The organism is Wolbachia endosymbiont of Oryzaephilus surinamensis (genome assembly GCF_025617515.1).
Classification (GTDB): Bacteria; Pseudomonadota; Alphaproteobacteria; order Rickettsiales; family Anaplasmataceae; genus Wolbachia.
The window spans coordinates 1074016-1093575 of record NZ_CP092526.1; the positions used below are offsets into that span (position 1 = coordinate 1074016).

Here is a 19560-nt window from a genome sequence, read left to right on the forward strand (position 1 = left end):
AGAGTGTCATGTACACATCTGTACTAACAAGCAGAGGTAAATCTAAGTCAGTTTAGATATAACATTTACTTTAAAAAACTTTATTTTACGCTGATATTCTAGCGCTTTTCTGTGGTATTTTGTTGGGGTATAATTTGCAAAACTATCTTCCTTATAGGTTAAAAAATTACACTGCTTTATATGTAACTCTATCCACTCTGCATAATCCTGATGATCAGTTGCAATAAATATTTCACCTGTGACAAGTATTTTTTTTGCTAATAAATTTAAAAATTCCGTATTAATTAACCGTCTTTTGTTGTGACTTCTTTTTGGCCATGGATCTGGAAAGAGAATAAAGAATTTTTCAACACTGTTGTCAGGAAAATTGGCAATTAATTCTCTTGCATCTTCTGTCCATATTAAAATATTTTTTATGCTGTGTGCTTCTATGCTTTTTAGCAAGGAAGAGACCCCCTTTAAATAAGGCTCACATCCTATAAATAATAGATCAGATTCATTGAATGCCTGATGGAGCATATTTTCACCATTACCGAAACCTATTTCTACTCGTATTCTTTTTTGTAAGTCTACGATCTTTTTTATAGATTCCTTGCTGTTTTTAATAGAATACTTCTCCAAAACATTCAACTTCAACCTAGATCTTCTGGAAAATGACCTAATCCAATTATTATTCCTAGATAACATATCTTACATAACTTAATCTTTTATAGCTTAAACAATTCTCGAAATGAATTAATGAGAATTTACTTGTCACTAATTATTAATATTATATAATATATGAGTTCTAATGAAGTTAAAATTAAAAGGTATGGAAAGTACAGTTGCTATCAAGAGGCTATCATCAAATAGGTTCATAGAAGAGATATTTCAAGATCAATTTGATAATCAAGACAATGACTTTTGTGAAGATTCTTTTGCTAACAAAATCAAAGAAGGAGATGTGGTAGAAGGTATAATCACAAGAAGAAATTCTAATGATATTGTGGTTGATGTTGGTTTAAAGTCAGACGGAAGAATTCTGATTAAGGAGCTCAGTTGTAATGATGATATCACTGTTGGCTCGAAAATTAGAGTTTATGTTGAAAGAATTGAAGATTACCATGGTAATGTTGTTCTTAGTCGTGAGAAAGCAATCAGAGACGAAAAATGGAATAAATTGGAAGAAAGCGCAATTACAAAAGATGAAGTAACAGGAATCATTAAACGCTCAATTAAATGCGGTTTTATTGTTGATCTTGGTGATGGAATAAGTGCGTTTTTACCTCTGAGTCATGTGGATTTGAAGCAAATAAAAGATGCTAATCACCTTATTGAAACTGAACAAAAATTCATCGTTCTTAAAATGGATAAGAAGCAGGGGAATATTGTAGTATCAAGAAAGCTGGTATTAGAGAAGTTGCATGCTGGTGAAAAAATTAAGTTTTTAGAATCTTTAAATGAAGGTGATGTAGTAGAAGGCAAAATAAAAAGCATCACTCACTACGGTGCATTTGTTGGCATTCATGAATCAGATACAGTGGGAGTTATAGATGGACTGCTACATATTACAGATATCTCTTGGAGTAATGTAAGTCATCCATCTGCAATTTTTTCTTGTGGTCAGCATATAAAAACTAAAATTATAAAAATAGATAGAGAAAATGGAAAAATCTCCCTGGGTGTAAAACAATTAGGAGACAATCCTTGGCAAGATCTAGAGTCAAAATGCCCAATTAACAGCGTACACAAAGGATGCGTAACGGGTATAAAAGATTGTGGATTCATTGTTGAGATTAAACCTGGGATTGCGGGTTTGGTACACTCATCAGAAATAACTTGGAGCAAGAGTAATTTACCAATTAGTAGTTTTGTAACAATAGGACAAGAAGTGGATGTAAAAATTCTCGGTATTGACATTATTAAAAATAAGATGAGTTTAAGCACAAAAAGGTGCGTAGAGAATCCTTGGCAAGTATTTATTGATAAATATCCTCTTGGTTCTATTGTTTCTGGTAAAGTTAAAAGCAACAATGGTTCACAAATATCTGTGACTTTTGATAATTCTGAGATATCTGAGGACGTAGAAGGAACAATTTATATGCAAAATCTAAGTTGGTCGAAAAACAATTCAGATGAGATAAAAAAGTATAATGTAGGTGATGAAATAGAAGCAAAAGTGATAAGGGCTAACGTAGATCGGACAAGAATTTATCTTGGAGTAAAACAAATAGAGTATGATCCTCTTGAAGAACTGATAGAGAAAGTTAAAGTAGGGGATAAAATTCAGGTTACTGTAAGTAAGAGAGAGGAAAATGGTCTAATCGTTGAAATTGAGAACAATGTAACCCTTTTAGTAGATCAAGAGCATTTACCAGAAAATAAAAAGTTTTCTATATCAGAAAAAATACAAGTTGAAGTAGTAGGTGTTGAAAAATATAATATAATATTATCTGCCAAATAACTTCTTGTGCTTCATATAAATGGCAACGAAATCTGATATAATAGCAAAAGTGGCAAAAAAAAACCTTTTGTTAGATAAGGTTATTATAGCAGCCATAGTTGATAGTTTTTTTCGAGTGTTTTCAAACACGTTAAAATATCATAATAGAGTTGAAATCAGGGGGTTTGGTTCTTTTTCAATTAGAAGCTATAACTTGAAAGAAGCAAGTAATTTGACGTCACAGAAGGTTGCAAAACATCAATACTTTAAAACTTATTTTCGTAGCAGTAAAAAGTTATCCCTCTTGATAAATGAATGAAAATCTATATTGTAAATTTGAAAGTTGTACAATATAGCATCATATGCAAGTAGTAGAAATAGTTATACATAATAACACATATAAAATATCTTGCGAAAGTAAAAAGAAGGACCATTTATTACAACTTGCTAATAGCTTCAACAAGCTAGTTAGCTCCATATCTCAAAGAACTGGAGGTAAGGGCTCAGATGCATTAAATTTCTTACTTGCAGCATTGACTCTCGAAGACAAAATTTTAGAATTAACAAAGCGATTAGACGAAATAAATCAAGAATGCAAAAAGTATAAGGAGGAAAAAAGAGTAGAATATGCTGAAGTATTAGATAGGGTAAACAAGATTATTGGGTGCATAAGTGATTAAAGGAAGCAATCAAATCGACTACCTCACTACTCAAATCAGGGGGGAGAAGTCTCTTACGAGTTATGTAACAATATAATTCGCAATCATCAAGATCAACTATTTTTTCGTATTCAATTAGTTCACTTAAGGAAAATTTATCAAGATATTTCAATGCAAAATGCCCTAAAAGTATATCAGTTTCTTTACAACCCCTATGCCAACTCCTATACATCAGTTTTCTTCTTAATAAGGAGATATCTATCATTGTCATTAAACTTTTTTTTAATTTAAAGACTAAACTAAATACTTGTCAAGCAAGGCGCATTTTAATATACTCAACGTTTGATTAAGATTTAAAACATAGGTGGAATTAATTTCTCATCAACTTAGCGCTGGAATATATTATTTTTTATCGTTTTCTTTAATAATTTCTATCATAGTATTCGTGCATGAATGTGGGCATTATATTGTCGCTAAAGCATGCAAGGTTAAAGTTGAATCTTTTTCTATAGGCTTTGGTCCTGAAATTTTTGGTTTTAACGACAAGTCTGGAACTAGATGGAAATTAAGTGCCTTTCCATTGGGTGGTTACGTTAAAATGTTAGGGGATACTAATGCAGCAAGCGTTCCTGTTGATCAACAAAAATTAACTGAAGAAGAAAAATTATACTCATTCCATACAAAACCTCGATATCAAAAAGCAGCAATAGTTTTTGCAGGGCCTTTTGCAAACATGATATTTACCGTTATAGCCTTCACAATATTTTTCAGCGTGGCAGGTTATTATCGTACTCCACCAGTAATTGGTAATGTAATTGAAGAAAGTGCAGCAAAGCAAGCTGGCCTATTACCAGGTGACACTATTACACAGATCAATGAGTACAAAATAAAATACTTTGAAGATATTTCACGCGTGATAATGTCCAACCCTGAAACAAGAATAGAAATTAAGTATAGCAGAAATAACGAAGAGTACAGAACTATTCTAACTCCGTTTACAGTTGAGGATAGAGATGTCTTTGGTAACATAATAGAAAGAAAAACTATAGGAATTACCTCAATTAATATGATAGGGTTAAAACAGTCATCTTTTCTTGGAGCTGCTAGCCTATCAGTGAATGAAACCTACCACACTATGTGTTTAACAATCAAAGCACTCTTTCAAATTGTTGTTGGTAAAAGGAGTATAAATGAAATAGGTGGGCCAATAAAAATCGCAAAATATTCAGGGCAATCAGCCAAAAAGGGATTTATTATGGTTCTATATTTTATGGCAATCATTTCAGCTAACTTAGCTGCAATTAACTTGCTGCCAATACCACTACTAGATGGTGGGCATTTATTTCATTATATTATAGAAGCAGTTATACGTAGAGATTTGAGTTTGAAATATCAAAAATATGCAGTCACTTTTGGTGCTACCATACTGTTTTTGTTGATGGCAGTTGCAATCACAAATGATATTAGGCATCTTTTTTAAGATACATATGAAAAAGTTATTTCACATACTAATAATAATATTTATTTCTTTTCCCACTCTACTTGTTGCTCTAGAAAATAAAGAAAAAGTACAGATAAAAAATATTAAGTATATTGGCAATGAGCGAGTAAGTGATCAAACAATAAGGTTTTATACAAAATTAGAACCAGGTAGTCATATAAATGATGATGATGTAGATTCAATTATAAAAGATTTATATAAAACAAAGTTATTTGCTAGTATTAACGCCTATATCGATGATGAAAAAAACTTAGTAGTAAAAATTCATGAGAATCCATTGATTAACAAAGTAATATTGAAAGGCAATAAGTTATTTAACAGTAAAGAGTTGCTAAATAACGTTATCCAGTCAAAATCACTAACTATTTTCACTGAAACAAAATTACAAAACGATTTAATAAATCTAGCTACTCTTTATAGGAACAGTGGTAAAATTGGTGTTAAAATTGCATATGAGCTAGATAAGCTCGGTAGCAATAGGATAAACCTAATTTTTAAGATAAAAGAAGGAAGAACGTCTAAAATTAAGGGTTTACGATTCATAGGTAATAAAAGCTTTTCAGCAAATGAGCTAGAGCAAGTTATCAAAAGGCATAGCAATGATATATTTAGTAAGTTATTTAGAGCCATTTTTAAAAGCGGAACTCATTATTCACCTCAATATCTACTGATTAACACAGAACTGCTTGATCGCTTCTATTCATCTAAGGGATATATTCAAAATAATATCCAACCAATTGTTGAGGTTGATAATAATAACCAAATAGAGTTAACTTTTTTGATTGATGAAAAGCAGCAATACTTATTTGGAAATAATGAAGTTGATATTGAAACTGAGATTCAGGATTTAAGTTTAAGGGAAGAAATATTAGAATTTATCAAAGAGGAAAATAATCAAATATTTAATAGAGTTAAAATTAACAATACAGCAGAAAAAATAAGTAAACATTTAAGCGAAAAAGGATATATATTTGCAAAAGTTAATCCAGAATATACACAACATAACAATATTGTGGATGTAACTTACAAAGTGCTACCAGGTAAAAAGATTTATATAAACCAAATTACTATTGATGGCAATGACCGCACTTTAGATAAAGTAATTAGAAGAAAACTTAGCATGGCAGAAGGTGACGCATATAACACATCTGAGATCCAAAAATCACGTAGAAAATTGATATATAGTGATTTCTTTGAAACAGTAAAAATAAATAGTTATACAGTGGATGACAATGCAGTGAATCTTGATTTAAATGTTAAAGAAAAAAGAACTGCCTCGTTATCTTTAACAGGTGGTATGTCTCTTCCTGGTGGAGTATTTGTTAAAACCGATTTCACAGATCGTAATTTATTTGGTAGTGGTAAAGAAGTATCTTTTGCTCTTGAAAAAAGTCAATATGTTCTTTCTACTAGTATAGACGCTGTTGAAAATAATTTTAACGACTCTGATACTTCACTAGGCATGGGTGTTTTTTATGAAAAACAAGACAAACCAAACACTACTTTCGATACCTGCAACTGGGGAGGAATAGCAAAAGTATCATATAAAATCTCAGAAAATCTAACCAATTCCTTTCAATATTCTTATAAGTATAATCACATACACATGGACAATAAGGGTGGAAAAGATGAGGATATCTCTGAGATAATAAGAGATCAAGAAGGTGAGTATCAGGTTTCATCAGTGGGATATACGTTATCATACAATAAACTGGATAACCTCTATACTCCTAAAGAGGGATATTTATTGCGCTTAAATCAGGATATTTCAGGATTGGGAGGAAATGTAAATTTCCTAAAATCTGAATTCTTATCTTTTTATACACATCCTATATTAAGCAAAATTGATGATGATATAACACTGCGCTTTAAAGTAGCAGCAGGTCATATTTTTTCTTATACCGATGAAGATCTAAACATTGGCCAGCACTTTTTTAAAGGGGGTAATGAGATTAGAGGATTTGACCTTTCCGGCATTGGACCAAGAGCAGAAGACAAAAATCAAAGCTCATTGGGAGGCAAAACTTATTTTAATTTAACACAGCAAGTAGATTTTCCACTATCTAAATTATACGACTATGCTGGTATCAAAGGCTCACTATTTGTTGACTATGCAACACTTTTTGGTTTAGATGAAAAGAAGAGATATAGTGGGAAATATTACGATAGTAAGCTTATAAGAGTATCACCAGGTTTTGGCTTTTCAATGCCTTCTCCTTTTGGTAGAATTAGATTAGATTTTGGGTTTCCTTTAGTAAAGGAAGCTTATGACATAATACCATCGACAAACGTTAAAATTTCTATTGAAGTGGGGATTTAAATGAAATATATACAGTTATTTACATCAGTTATTGCCTTAATTATTTCCTTATTTGTGGGGTATAAGTTTGTAGGGTATCAACCTCAGAGCACGCTTAATACAAAGGCTGCCATTATTGATAGTGATAAGGTTATCAATGAATCTCTGGCTCTGCAAAATATACAACAACAAATAAAGGAGCAGAACTCTAGATTACAGAAGGAATTTGAAAATGAGTTAGAAAAATTTAAGCCATCGAAAGAAGAATTTGACCTTTTGTCAGAAGAAGCAAAAAAAGAAAAGACAGAACAATTTAGTAAGCATACTGTAAGTGTTAGGGATAATTACGCTAAGAAAATGTCACATTTAGAAGAAAATTATAGAGAAGCAGTAGAAAGTGTCTTTAACAAGATAAAAGAAGTTGCTAAAAGAACAGCAGAAAAAAACAACATAGATTTGGTACTATTTATTTCAAAAAAGAATCAAGTTTTATACTCTATGGATGAAGTAGATTTATCGGATGTAGTATTAAAAAATGTAAACAAGGAAATACCCGAATTTGCTTTGCAAAACATTGAATAGACTTATGCAATGTAATATCAATGATATTATAAAAATACTACCACATTCTTATCCTTTTCTCTTAGTAGATAGGGTCATAGAATGCGATCCTGGTATGAGTATAAAAGCAATTAAAAACGTGACTTTCAACGAGCAATTTTTTATTGGTCATTTTCCTGGCCATCCGATAATGCCAGGAGTTTTGATAATTGAGTCTTTAGCTCAAGCATCTGCTATATGTGTTCTCGGTAAAAAAACAGTAGAAAATAAAGTTGTATACTTTATGTCCATTGAAAACGCAAAATTCAGAAAGCCAGTCACTCCAGGAGATACCTTAATTCTTCAATCTAACTTTGAAGGTTTGCGTTTAGGTGTATACAAATTTAAGTGTGTTGCATCTGTTGGAAAAGAAGAGGTTGCAGGAGCAACAATCTTAGCAAAACTGCAAGATAAATAAAATCTTCATCTATAAGAAACAGTATGTACACTGTATAGTATAAAGATGCAACTGAATTTCAAAGTCTCATTTTCAAACTTATACACTCGTAATGAATTAATAAAGTTAGATAAGGCGTTTTTGGATTACATAAAATCGTGCGATGAAAGCTTGTTTTATTCATTAGTTGAAGCAAGAGAAAAAGCAGCTTCTTCTTCGATGTCATCCCAGTGTTCATCCCAGTGCTTGACACTGGGATCCAGAAAACAAGAAGGATGGATTCCAGCTTGGATGAAAGATGGTTGTAATAGCCAGTTAATAATGGATCTCTCACATTTACTTGATGAATTTATTGCAAAATTTTTCAATATTGAAAAAGAAGTAGAAGAGTTAAAGGAAAAACACAATGACTTTGCTGTAATATACAGATGCAAAAGATTATTTGTTCAGCGTTATGCATTGAAGAAATACACTGATGTAGCAAATATTGATTATGTCACTAACAAATTAAATAGTTTCATTACTTTACCGACAACAGAAAAAAACTTTTCTGAGCAGGTAATGAGTTGGCTTGAAAATAAAGAGGATCACAAAGAAGAAATAGAACTTGCGGCTCAATATGCAGTTTGGAGAGTAAAAAATAAACAGAGTATACTATTTAGCATACATAAGAAAATTGATTACGAAAATCTCGTATCATTCTTGAAAAAAGAAGTAGACGAGGTTGAGGTTCTGTATTCAAATGAGGTGAAAAGAAGATATGGTTTTGATCTAACAAGCAAAAAGGTGAGTTTGAATAAAGCACTAGATAATGCTCACTACTGCATATTTTGTCATAAGCAAAGTAAGGACAGCTGCTCAAAGGGGCTAATCAATGATGACAACACTTTCAAAAAGTCTCCACTTAGAGTTGAGCTGCACGGCTGCCCACTAGAGCAGAAAATATCAGAAATGAATTTGGTAAAAAGCGAAGGATATAGCATAGCAAGTCTTGCAATTGTGATGATAGATAACCCATTATGTGCAGCTACTGGGAATAGAATATGCAATGATTGCATAAACTCATGCATATATCAGAAACAAGAGCCTGTAAATGTGCCAGTGGTTGAAACAAGGATTTTGGACGACGTACTCAATTTGCCGTACGGATTTGAAATATATTCTCTGCTTAGCCGTTGGAATCCTTTAAATTTTCAGCGTCCATTGCCAAAAGAAAATACTGGAAAAAACGTTCTAGTTGTAGGACTTGGTCCTGCGGGTTTTAATTTAGCTCATCATTTATTAAACGATGGGCATAACGTTATCGCCATTGATGGACTAAAGATTGAACCTTTGATCGATAATTTTCAGCTAATTAAAGATTTCAAACACGAAAAATTGAGTGAACGCATGGCAGATGGGTTTGGTGGGGTGGCAGAATATGGCATTACTTCCCGATGGGATAAAAATTACTTAAAGATTATTAGATTACTACTGGAAAGGCGTGAGAATTTCGCACTTTATGGAGGCATTCGTTTTGATGGCACGATTAATGTTGATGATGCCTTCAACTTGGGTTTTGATCACATCGCACTAGCACTTGGCTCTGGCAAGCCACGAATGATCAAAATAAAGAATATGCTGGCTCGCGGAGTGCGCATGGCATCTGATTTTCTGATGTCATTACAACTTACCGGTGCTCTTAAGTTCGACTCCATAGCAAATCTGCAAGTTCGCATGCCGATAGTTGTCATAGGTGCAGGACTCACTGCAATTGATACTGCCACTGAAGCTTTAGCATATTATCCAATTCAAGTAGAAAAATTTCTTCTTCGTTATGAGATATTAGTTGATAAGTATGGAAAGAAATATGTTGAAAAAGATTGGACGGAAGAAGAATATGAAATTGCAAATGAGCTTATATCGCACGCAAAATTGATCCAAGCAGAGCAAGAGTTAGCAAAAAAAGAGAATAGAGAAGCAAAAATATTGGAACTAACTAAGAGCTTCGGGGGAGTGAAAATTATATACAGAAAAGAGCTAAAAGATTCACCGAGCTATCGATTAAATAGCGAAGAGGTGCAAAATGCATTGTCAGAAGGAATCTACTTCATTGAAAACTTAGAGCCTATTGAAATTGTTACAGACAAATATAATCATGCTGAGTTGATAAAACTGATTGATACAAAATCCCACGAAATTAAATGTATCAAAGCACGCTCTATTCTCATAGCAGCAGGCACTGAACCAAACACGGCTATTGCAACAGAAGATAAAAAGCATTTTCAACTAAGTAATGGATATTTTATTCATTTAAACTCATTAGGAAAAGAAATAGATCCAGTATTTTCTCCTAAGATGCAGGATAAAGACAGGATATTGGTATATAAGCAAGACAATAAAACAATTAGCTTTTTTGGTGATCTTCACCCTTCGTATAGCGGCAGCGTCGTGAAAGCTATGGCAAGTGCTAAGAACGGCTACCCTATCATTTCTCAGCTTTTGAATAGAGTTAGCTTCATTTCTCCCACTCCAGCTAGAATCTCGGAGTCATATGCACACTTGTATGAATGTTGTAATGTAAGAGTAACTTTCACCAAAAAAGATGTCATTCCAGTGCCCAGACACTGGGATCCAGAAAACTTAATTTTGAATGAGTACATCAGATGGTTGTATAGTCAGAACTGGATTCCAGTGTCAGCTACTTGCATAACACCACCTACTATGCGAATTACCTACAAATTGCAGCATTTGTACACTAAAGCGTCACGCGCTGGAATAATATCAGAACACCTGGCTAACGAAAAATTTTTTAATAGAATCAAAGAGCAATTCACCGCAAAGATTATAAAAATTCAATATTTAACTGACAAAGTTGTGGAAATAGTGATCAAAGCACCACTTGCGGCAAAAAATTTTAAACCCGGACAATTCTTTAGGTTGCAAAATTTTGCAATCAATAGCAGAAAAGTCAATAATACAACCCTTGCTATGGAAGGTATAGCTGTAACCGGCACTGAAGTAGACAAAAAAAAAGGAATTATTTCCACTATTGTGCTTGAAACTGGCGGTTCCACTAATTTATGTAAATGTTTTAAAGAAGGTGAACAAGTAATTCTTATGGGTCCAACTGGCAGCCCTACTGAGGTTTACTAAGTCTGGATATTAAAGTGATGCCAAATTTTATTTCAAAAAGTAAATAATTTACTAACGCTCGTGCACAAATTAAAAATAAATTATGCACGAGTGTAGCACTGTGAATTAGGAGTGCTATATTAAAGCTTACCTCACTATTAAAGCTATCGGTCAGATTAGATTAAAAACCTAATCTGACCGGTTTCTCTATAACCTTCTAAACCCTGATATAATTATATGGTAATTAGCTTAACTAGTGGTTAATATGCAAATTGATTTTATTTGTATGTTGAGGTAGCATAAACCATACTGTTTTACATCATTGTGCAACTTTATAAATTTTTATTGCTATTTCTGTTGACTACATTAATAGTGATAGTCCTAATATTACCTGAAAATTTAGGTACTACACTGAATTGCTCTCATCCAGTTCTAAATTTTGATTTATCTTTTCGTATCGTACTAATATCTTTTTTATCAGTTGCATTTTTAGCTGTTCTACCAACACAAAATTTGACTTTTTCAGAGATGCTATCTTTTGCTGCTTACACTACCTGTTCACTCTGTGCAATTTTATCCAAGCAGATGATATTGGTTATAATATTCTGTGAATTAATGACCGTCAGTGCATTTTTTACTATCGCAGCTGGCTGTAGAGATAGTGGACCTGCAATAAGGTACGCTTGTGTACACTTTTTCGTTGGAGTTATATTAATAGCAGGATTGGCACTTCAAAGCACTAACCTGATAATTTGGGGTTTGTTGATAAACTGCGCTTGTTTTCCTTTTTCATTTTGGGTTGTTGATGCATATCCTGCTGCATCGCTACATGGCACCACATATCTCTCTTTATTTACCACTAAAGTCTCTTTTTTAGTGATGCTTTTACACACTTATAACCTATGGCAAGATTGTACTGAAATATTAGCGCTTGTAGGCGCCATCACTGCAATTTACAGTATTATATTTGCTTCTCTTGAGCAAAATATTCGCAGATTTTTATGCTATAACGTTGTAGGACAAATGGGCTTGCTGATTATTGCAGGAAGTTTGCTCAGTCCTTCGGAAAAAGCAATACCAATTTTGATACTGCATATAATCTTCTCTCTTGTTTATCAATCATTATTGTTTGTGGTCAGTAATTCGATTATTTCACGAACAAGAACAATTAGTTTTAATGGAGTAGGTAAACTGATGTCAGTGGAAGGCATGTGTGCTATAATTGCAATACTTACAATGGCTGCATTTCCTGGAACCGCTGGATTTATTAGTAAATCATACATTACAGCCGAGATTGAAGCAAGTAGTGCTAATTTAGAAGTGTATAAAAACTTATACAAGACTCTAAATTTACTGCTTTATTTAAGCGTGGGGCTCAAGTTTCTTTACTACATATTTATTGCAAAAAGTAAGTCGAAACCTTTAGCAGATAAGGGAGGCAAAATGACTATGATTATTTTAGCATTTATATGCGTAATCGCTGGCAACCCTTACTTACCTATTTACAATAAACCTTCAATTTTTGATCTGGTGTACAATACACAAAACATTTGGTCTCAGTTTTATTTATTACTATGTACCACTTTATTGTTTATTCCTTTACGCAAGTTATTTTTGCCAAGAATAAATTTTAAAATGGATGTTGATTGGATTTTTAGAGCTTTCATACCTTATACTGTCTTGCTGTTCAATCAACTGGTCTTTAAAGTGAGAGAAATGTCTGCCACCGTACTGCAAAACTTGACTAATTCACTTGCTAGTTTATACTTTAATAATATTACTAAACTTAAAGAAGTGCTGAGTTATAACTCAGTGAGTTTTGTTTCAGCTTCTTCTCTCTTTTTAATGAGTATTCTACTAGCGCTATTATGTTTAAATCGTTAACCGAAAGTTTAAATTCTGTATTTAGTAAACTGAGAGGAAAGTCAATCATTTCTGAAGATGATTTTAACCTTGCCATGCGTGAAATACGTATAGCTTTAATTGAAGCTGACGTTTCACTTGAAGTTGCGAAAAAATTCATCAATGACATTAAAGATAAAGTGATTGGGGAAAAAGTCATAAAAAGCGTTTCTCCATCGCAAATGATAATCAAAATTGTGCAGGATAATTTAGTTGCAGTTCTCGGATCAGAGAAAAGCGACTTAAACCTAGCAGCTAAACCCCCTGCTGTGATTATGATGGTGGGCCTACAAGGTGCGGGTAAAACAACCACCTCAGGGAAGCTTGCTTTAAAGTTAAAAAAACAAAAGAAAAAAGTGATGCTCGCTTCTTTAGACATTTATAGACCGGCTGCCCAAAAACAACTTGAAGTGCTAGGTAAACAAATAGATGTGCAAACTTTACCTGTAGTAATAGACGAGAAGCCCGTTACAATTACAAAAAGGGCACTGGCAGCAGCAAAGAACGAAAATTATGATGTATTAATACTAGACACCGCAGGCAGGCTTCATATTGATAATAATATGATGAATGAGTTGAAAGCCGTAAAGGAAATAGCTTCACCTGCAGAAGTTATTTTAGTAGCCGACGCAATGATAGGCCAGGATTCGGTCAATATTGCCAAATCATTCAATGAGATAATAGGTGTAACCGGCATTATTCTCACCCGTGTTGATGGTGATGCACGTGGTGGTGCTGCTCTTTCTATGAAAATGATCACCGATTGTCCAATTAAATTTATTGCTTGTGGTGAAAAATTAAGTGATCTCGATGATTTTTATCCCGATAGAATTGCAAAAAGGATACTTAGCATGGGTGATGTTGTATCATTGGTTGAAAAAGCTGCTGAGATTGTTGGTCAGGAAGAAATTGATAAGTTACAAAAGAAAGTAAAAAAGGGTAAATTCGACCTAAACGACCTAGTGGGAATGTTAAAGACTCTGAGTAAAATGGATGGCATTAGCAACATAATGAAATTCATTCCTAGTTCATTCACAAAAAAGCTAAGTAGCAGTGTGCCCGATGACAATAAAGTGAAAAAATATATAGCCATCATAAACTCAATGACCGAAAAAGAAAGGCAAAATCCAGATATTTTAAATGGCAAAAGAAGACTTAGAATTTCTAAGGGGTCCGGAACAAGTGTAACTGACGTTAATCTTCTAATTAAGCAGTATAATCAAATGAGCTCTATGGTGAATAAGTTCAGTAAAATTGACCATAGTAAACTCAAAGAATCTGATTTGATGGATATGCTAAGCAGAAAGTAAGTCAGCAGGTAGTGGAATGAAATAAAATCATCAGTTGTAATTGCTGTTGAATAGTAAAGTATATTATTTTAGCGTGAAGTAATAAATTCAATAAATTTCTTCAGTTGGAATTGGCATGATAATCAAAATTGATACAAGTTACTTTATCTATATTTAATGCGCTGTTTTATAGCTAACACACTATACCACCGTAGCACTACACTAGTAACAGACCGAAGGTTATCGATATCTCAAGTTAGGCTAGTTACAGCATCCATAATATCGTTTGTAAACCTGTAGCTATATACAATAAATGAACTTTTTTATATATTCGTTGTTAGTATTTTGTATTTCCTGAACAGTTCCGTGAGAAATGATCTCCCCTTCATATAATACTGCTATTTTGTCAGCTATTTTAAATGCACTATGAATATCATGTGTAATCGTGATAATTGTAGGACGAAGATCTTGAGATAATTTTATTATTATCTCGTTTACTACATCTGACATGATTGGGTCTAATCCTGAAGTTGGCTCATCCAATACAATAATTTCTGGGTTGTGTGCAATTGCTCTTGCAAGTGCCACTCTTTTCTTCATTCCACCTGATAGTTCTACTGGAAACATTTCTGCTATGTTTTCTTCCAGCCCAACATCATTTAACTTCTCAATTGCTAGGCGTTTTGCCTCCTTTATGCTGATATTAAAGCGTTTTTTATAATTAAAAGATATATTTTCCCACACTGTAACGTAGTCAAACAAAGCGGAATTTTGAAATAAGACTCCAAATTTATTTTTGCTTTTACTATTTATTTTAATAGACCCTGAGTCTGGTGTCAGTAATCCAATAATTATTTTTGTTAATACAGATTTACCACTTCCTGAGCCGCCAAGTATGACTAATGATTCTCCTTTCGATATATTGAAAGTTATGTTGTTTAATATCGTTCTATCATCAAAGGATAAGCTTATATTCAATATTGATATTATGGGGCTATGCATGTATTAAAGTAATTAAGTAATTTGCTAAAATTATCAATATAGAGGATATAACAACAGTTGATGTTGTTGCAATACCTACTCCTCGTGCACCTTCCCTACAATGGTAACCGTAATAACAACTTGAAACAGAAATTATGGCTCCAAAAGCAGTCGCTTTCATTAGCCCAACAATAAAATCGTACATATTAAAGAATTGAGCTGTATATTTTATGTATATATTTAAATTGTGGTTAAATTCAAAGACTGCGGTGACATACCCTCCAAATATTCCTATTAGATCTGCACATACTGTAAGTATTGGAAATACTATAACTGACGCTAGAATTCTTGGTACAATTAAATATTTGAAAGGATTGATGTCCAAAGTTGTAAGTGCATCTATTTGTTCAGTGATGCGCATCGTGCCAATTTCTGCTGCAATTGAGGACCCAACCTTTCCTACCATTATTAAGCTGATCAAAACTGGCCCTAACTCTTTAATGATAGTGATCGTAACAAGTTTAGGTACTACTTGTTCTTGATTAATCAATATACCACTTAAGCTACTCTGTAAAACTATCACTGCTCCTATAAAAACTCCAGTGAGCCCAACAATTGGCAAAGAGAAAAAGCCTATCTCTATAATTTGTCTTGCCACATTGCTAAAATAATATGGAGGAATAAAGCAGTGGTATAGAGATTGAATAAAAAATACAAATGCGTTACCAATCCTCAACAGAAAGTTCATAAAGCATCTACCGATTATTCTAACGCTGTCTATATTAAAGGAACTCACTTTACATTTATCTTAGCTAAAATTAGTTTTACTGATTTTATTAAAATTTTTATTAACTTCGCCAGAGTATAGTCAAGATATGTCTTAAGTTCAATATACTTTGATCAAAATGCTTGAGTTTAAGTTTATAAGACTGAATTGTATAAGAAAACCTTATTTATTTTGCTATTTACTCCTTGTAAAAAACATGCTACTAATAAATTGTGTTATATAATTGAATTGGAGTAAGTTTTGGCAGTTCCGAAGAGAAAAAAGTCAAAGTCAAGGCGTAATATGCATCGTTCTCATCATGCTATTAAGCCTAAGAATATTGTAGTATGTGCAACAACTGGAGAATTCATGTTGCCTCACAACATAGCAGTTGACAATAGTTACAAAGGAAAACGTGTTTTCATTAAACAAAAGGCGGAGTAACTCATGATATGTTACCCACGGTCAACAACAACATAGTTATCGCACTTGATGCTATGGGAGGGGATTTTGCACCTCTTTCCGTAATTCAAGGTGCTAGTTTTTTCTTGGATAATCTTGTTGACCCAGGTGTTGAAGTTTTTTTTCATATTTATGGAGATCAGAAAGAAATATCTCCTTTGCTCTCAAAATACAAAAAAGTAAGCGATAACTCCGAATTTACCCATTGCTCTGATAATGTTCTTCCAAATGATAAACCCTCTTTTGCACTTAGACATCGCAAAGATTCAAGTATGAAGGCAGCTGTTGAAGCAGTGAAAAAAGGTAAAGCTTTTGGGATGGTGTCTTCAGGCAACACTGGAGCATTGATGGCTATCTCCAGATTTATTTTAGGAACATTACCCAATATCTATCGTCCTGCTATTGCATCTGTCTGTCCAACTAAGACAAAAAGCTTTGCATTGCTTGATCTTGGTGCAAATGTTGACTGTAATACTGACTCATTATTTCAATTTGCATTAATGGGGAGTATATTTGCAAAAATAGCATTAAAAGTTGAAAATCCTGAAGTCGCTTTGCTAAACATTGGTACAGAGGAAGTGAAAGGTACTGACTCAGTAAGAGGAGCTTTTGAGTTACTCAAAAATGCTCCAAGTATTAACTTCAAAGGATATATAGAGGCAAGTGAATTTTTAGATGGTAATATAGACGTAATTGTTGCTGATGGTTTTGTTGGTAATGTAATGCTCAAGACAGCTGAGGCAACTGCTGGTACTTTTATCAGTCTAATAAAACAGGAAGTATTTAATTCATGGATGACAAAAATGCTTGTCGGCATATTGTTAAAACCCAAGCTAAATAAAGCATTAGAGCGTTTTAATCCTAAAATTAGAAGTGGAGCTATGTTTTTAGGGCTAAATGGTATCATTATAAAGAGCCACGGAAATTCTGATGCTATTTCTTTTGCTCACGCTATAAAATTTGCAGTAAATGCAATCAGTGAAAATTTGAACCAGAAGATAATTAACGGGGTAAGTCATATTGAATAAAAGTTTCATATTGAGCACTGGTTCTTACCTACCAAAAAAAATTTTGAGTAATAACGAAATTGCATTGATAGTTGAAACAAACGATGAATGGATACGGCAAAGAACAGGAATAGTTCAAAGACATATAGCAGATGAAGGAGAACTAACGTCAGATTTAGCTGTTAATGCAGCAAAAAATGCTATAGAAAAAGCGAAAATTTCAATAGATGAAATTGGTTTGATCATAGTTGCAACAACAACACCTGACAAAACTTTGCCTAGCTGTGCAACGATTGTACAAAGTAAGTTAAAATGTAAAAATGCATTTTCTTTTGATGTACAAGCAGCATGCTCTGGTTTTATATATGCAGTTACAGTTGCTGATTCGCTCATAAAATCTCACAATAGAATAAAATATGCGCTCGTTATTGGTGCTGAAATAATGTCTAGGATTGTTGACTGGGAAGATAGGTCAACTTGTGTACTCTTTGGTGATAGTGCTGGTGCAGTGATAATAAAATCAGAAATGGGTAGCAGCGGCATCATATCAACAAACTTACACTCTGATGGCAATGTGGACATACTATGTACGAACGGAGGGGTATCCTCTACTCGTGATTCTGGAAAGATACTTATGAATGGAAGAGAAGTGTTTAAACATGCAGTGGATAAGTTAACAGCCTCAGTAGAGGAAACTCTGAAATGCAATAATTTGAAAATCATTGATATTGACTGGTTAATTCCCCATCAAGCAAACATTCGTATTATTGAAGCAGTAGTAAAGAAATTAGATTTTCCTATAGAGAAAGTGATTAATACCGTTGATAAGCATGCAAACACCTCAGCAGCATCAATTCCACTGGCCTTAGACTATGCAATACAAGAATCAAAAATAAAATCAGGAAATCTGGTACTGCTGATTTCAATAGGTGCAGGCCTGACCTGGGGTTCTGTGTTACTGCGCTATTAGACTTCCTATTACCCACGCTTCTTTTTTCTCAGTTTTATCGTTACATGCTGTACTGACAAAGTTTTGAGATATTATCACAAACATTATATTCACAAGAAATACTTGACTTCACGTGTACTAAGAAGCATTTTATATATGATGTGTGCCCGTAGCTCAGTTGGATAGAGCAACAGCCTTCTAAGCTGTGGGTCGTAGGTTCGAATCCTACCGGGCACATTCTTCTATCAATGCTTTCTATAAATTTTCAAGTATTCTGGTACCACATTTTCAATTGCTAGTGGTCTAATTTTCATTGTTCCGAGATCATCTGACTTTTCGATTGAACTACTCATCATAACTTTCACCTGATCTCGAGTAAGTATAGGGCTTGCATCTCCGGTTATAGGTTTTAACAGTACAGAAACAACTTTACTTTCTAAGAAAAAGGCTATCAATCTTGCCATTGGAAAAGGTACATTGATCAGTAGACACTTTCTGTTAGTCACATTCAGAATAAACTTTAATAAGCTTTTAAAAGAGTAAACTTTTGGTCCACCTATATTATAAATTTTTTTATCTTGCTTATTAAAGCTGATAATACGGTATACCACTTCAGCTAAGTTTGTTACACATATCGGCTGAAACTTCGTTATTCCACTACCGATTAACGGCAAAAAAGGAAGAATTGTTGCTAATCTTGCAAATTTATTGAAGAAACTATCTTCTTTACCGAATACAAGACTTGGCTTAATTATTATTGCTCCCTGAAATGCTGAAGTTACAGCTTTTTCACCTTCTAATTTACTGTGGGCGTATCTTGACAGCTTACTATTTTCTATTCCCATGGCAGAAAAATGTATCATCATGTATACACTTTTTATTTGCGCAGCTTTTGCTATTCTTTCAGCTACTCTAACATGAACGTCATAGAAATCGTATTTTCTTTTTTCATATAATATTCCTACTAAATTTATAACAACATCACACCCCTCCATACTTTCTAAAATTGATCTTTCATTAAAAAAATCTCCTTCAATTATTGATATTTGTCCTAAATTTCCACATAACTTCAGACAAGCAGCTTTTTCCTGATCACGAGTAAATATTCTTATTAAATACCCCGCCGCTGCCAAGCGTCTTACGATGTGTTTTCCTATAAATCCCGTTCCACCAAAAATAATTATACGTTTTATCACAGTTAAAACTTCCAAT

18 protein-coding genes and 1 tRNA gene are annotated in these 19560 nt (G+C 33.3%); 14 read left to right on the top strand and 5 right to left on the bottom strand.

Annotated elements, in window-relative coordinates:
- Positions 1 to 42 precede the first annotated feature (42 nt).
- Entirely contained in the window at positions 43 to 687 is a 645-nt protein-coding gene (gene trmB, locus MJ631_RS04850) for a tRNA (guanosine(46)-N7)-methyltransferase TrmB (protein ID WP_007302420.1), read from the bottom strand.
- Between the two features lie 103 nt (positions 688 to 790).
- Between trmB and MJ631_RS04855 the strand changes: the two genes are divergently transcribed.
- Genes MJ631_RS04855 through MJ631_RS04865 form a run of 3 tightly spaced genes read left to right on the top strand, consistent with a single transcriptional unit; the run spans position 791 to position 3102 of the window.
- Entirely contained in the window at positions 791 to 2443 is a 1653-nt protein-coding gene (locus MJ631_RS04855) for a 30S ribosomal protein S1 (RefSeq protein ID WP_052264995.1), read from the top strand.
- Between the two features lie 19 nt (positions 2444 to 2462).
- Positions 2463 to 2741 (top strand): HU family DNA-binding protein, encoded by a 279-nt coding sequence (locus MJ631_RS04860; RefSeq protein WP_007302418.1) that lies wholly within the window; start codon positions 2463 to 2465, stop codon positions 2739 to 2741.
- 43 nt (positions 2742 to 2784) lie between these two features.
- On the top strand, positions 2785 to 3102 hold the full coding sequence (locus MJ631_RS04865) for a cell division protein ZapA (RefSeq protein WP_007302417.1): 318 nt from the start codon (positions 2785 to 2787) through the stop codon (positions 3100 to 3102).
- Here the strand turns inward: MJ631_RS04865 and MJ631_RS08045 are convergent.
- Complete coding sequence (locus MJ631_RS08045; RefSeq protein ID WP_019236875.1) at positions 3080 to 3346, bottom strand: succinate dehydrogenase assembly factor 2; 267 nt, start codon at positions 3344 to 3346, stop codon at positions 3080 to 3082. The two genes, MJ631_RS04865 and MJ631_RS08045, sit on opposite strands and share 23 nt — an antisense overlap.
- Before the next feature lie 99 nt (positions 3347 to 3445).
- Here MJ631_RS08045 and rseP point away from each other — a divergent pair, with 99 nt between their 5' ends.
- From rseP to ffh, 7 genes are all read left to right on the top strand, one after another.
- Positions 3446 to 4561 (top strand): RIP metalloprotease RseP, encoded by a 1116-nt coding sequence (gene rseP, locus MJ631_RS04870; protein WP_262986220.1) that lies wholly within the window; start codon positions 3446 to 3448, stop codon positions 4559 to 4561.
- 7 nt (positions 4562 to 4568) lie between these two features.
- The gene (gene bamA / locus MJ631_RS04875) at positions 4569 to 6902 is read left to right on the top strand and encodes an outer membrane protein assembly factor BamA (protein ID WP_262986221.1); all 2334 of its coding nucleotides are present in this window, start codon (positions 4569 to 4571) and stop codon (positions 6900 to 6902) included.
- The gene (locus tag MJ631_RS04880; protein WP_007302414.1) at positions 6903 to 7463 is read left to right on the top strand and encodes an OmpH family outer membrane protein; all 561 of its coding nucleotides are present in this window, start codon (positions 6903 to 6905) and stop codon (positions 7461 to 7463) included. It begins immediately after the preceding gene.
- Between the two features lie 4 nt (positions 7464 to 7467).
- The gene (gene fabZ, locus MJ631_RS04885; protein ID WP_006014455.1) at positions 7468 to 7899 is read left to right on the top strand and encodes a 3-hydroxyacyl-ACP dehydratase FabZ; all 432 of its coding nucleotides are present in this window, start codon (positions 7468 to 7470) and stop codon (positions 7897 to 7899) included.
- Positions 7900 to 7944: 45 nt separating this feature from the next.
- The gene (locus MJ631_RS04890; RefSeq protein WP_262986222.1) at positions 7945 to 11013 is read left to right on the top strand and encodes a WPE palindromic element domain-containing protein; all 3069 of its coding nucleotides are present in this window, start codon (positions 7945 to 7947) and stop codon (positions 11011 to 11013) included.
- A 303-nt stretch (positions 11014 to 11316) separates the two neighbouring features.
- Positions 11317 to 12876: a proton-conducting transporter transmembrane domain-containing protein gene (locus tag MJ631_RS04895; protein ID WP_007302412.1), complete on the top strand. Its 1560-nt coding sequence runs from the start codon at positions 11317 to 11319 to the stop codon at positions 12874 to 12876.
- Positions 12861 to 14204, top strand: a complete 1344-nt coding sequence (gene ffh, locus MJ631_RS04900) for a signal recognition particle protein (protein WP_007302411.1) — start codon at positions 12861 to 12863, stop codon at positions 14202 to 14204. Before MJ631_RS04895 ends, ffh begins: the two co-directional genes overlap by 16 nt.
- A gap of 279 nt (positions 14205 to 14483) precedes the next feature.
- On the opposite strand, the gene MJ631_RS04905 is transcribed toward ffh, so the two are convergent.
- Together MJ631_RS04905 and MJ631_RS04910 are read right to left on the bottom strand one after the other, a co-directional pair.
- Positions 14484 to 15185: an ABC transporter ATP-binding protein gene (locus tag MJ631_RS04905; protein ID WP_012481975.1), complete on the bottom strand. Its 702-nt coding sequence runs from the start codon at positions 15183 to 15185 to the stop codon at positions 14484 to 14486.
- A complete protein-coding gene (locus MJ631_RS04910; protein ID WP_012481974.1) occupies positions 15178 to 15960 on the bottom strand; it encodes an MlaE family ABC transporter permease in 783 nt (260 codons plus the stop codon). The genes MJ631_RS04905 and MJ631_RS04910 overlap by 8 nt, the downstream gene beginning before the upstream one ends.
- A 231-nt stretch (positions 15961 to 16191) precedes the next feature.
- Here MJ631_RS04910 and rpmF point away from each other — a divergent pair, with 231 nt between their 5' ends.
- The 4 genes from rpmF to MJ631_RS04930 all read left to right on the top strand — a co-directional run bounded on the left by rpmF (position 16192) and on the right by MJ631_RS04930 (position 18585).
- Positions 16192 to 16374, top strand: a complete 183-nt coding sequence (rpmF, locus tag MJ631_RS04915; RefSeq protein WP_006014434.1) for a 50S ribosomal protein L32 — start codon at positions 16192 to 16194, stop codon at positions 16372 to 16374.
- 8 nt (positions 16375 to 16382) lie between these two features.
- Positions 16383 to 17420, top strand: coding sequence for a phosphate acyltransferase PlsX (gene plsX, locus MJ631_RS04920; protein ID WP_006014431.1), 1038 nt, complete (start codon positions 16383 to 16385; stop codon positions 17418 to 17420).
- A complete protein-coding gene (locus tag MJ631_RS04925) occupies positions 17413 to 18369 on the top strand; it encodes a beta-ketoacyl-ACP synthase III (RefSeq protein ID WP_213863884.1) in 957 nt (318 codons plus the stop codon). Before plsX ends, MJ631_RS04925 begins: the two co-directional genes overlap by 8 nt.
- A 142-nt stretch (positions 18370 to 18511) precedes the next feature.
- Positions 18512 to 18585 (top strand) — tRNA-Arg (locus MJ631_RS04930).
- A gap of 8 nt (positions 18586 to 18593) precedes the next feature.
- Here the strand turns inward: MJ631_RS04930 and MJ631_RS04935 are convergent.
- Positions 18594 to 19544, bottom strand: coding sequence for a complex I NDUFA9 subunit family protein (locus MJ631_RS04935; protein ID WP_213863883.1), 951 nt, complete (start codon positions 19542 to 19544; stop codon positions 18594 to 18596).
- Positions 19545 to 19560: the final 16 nt, after the last annotated feature.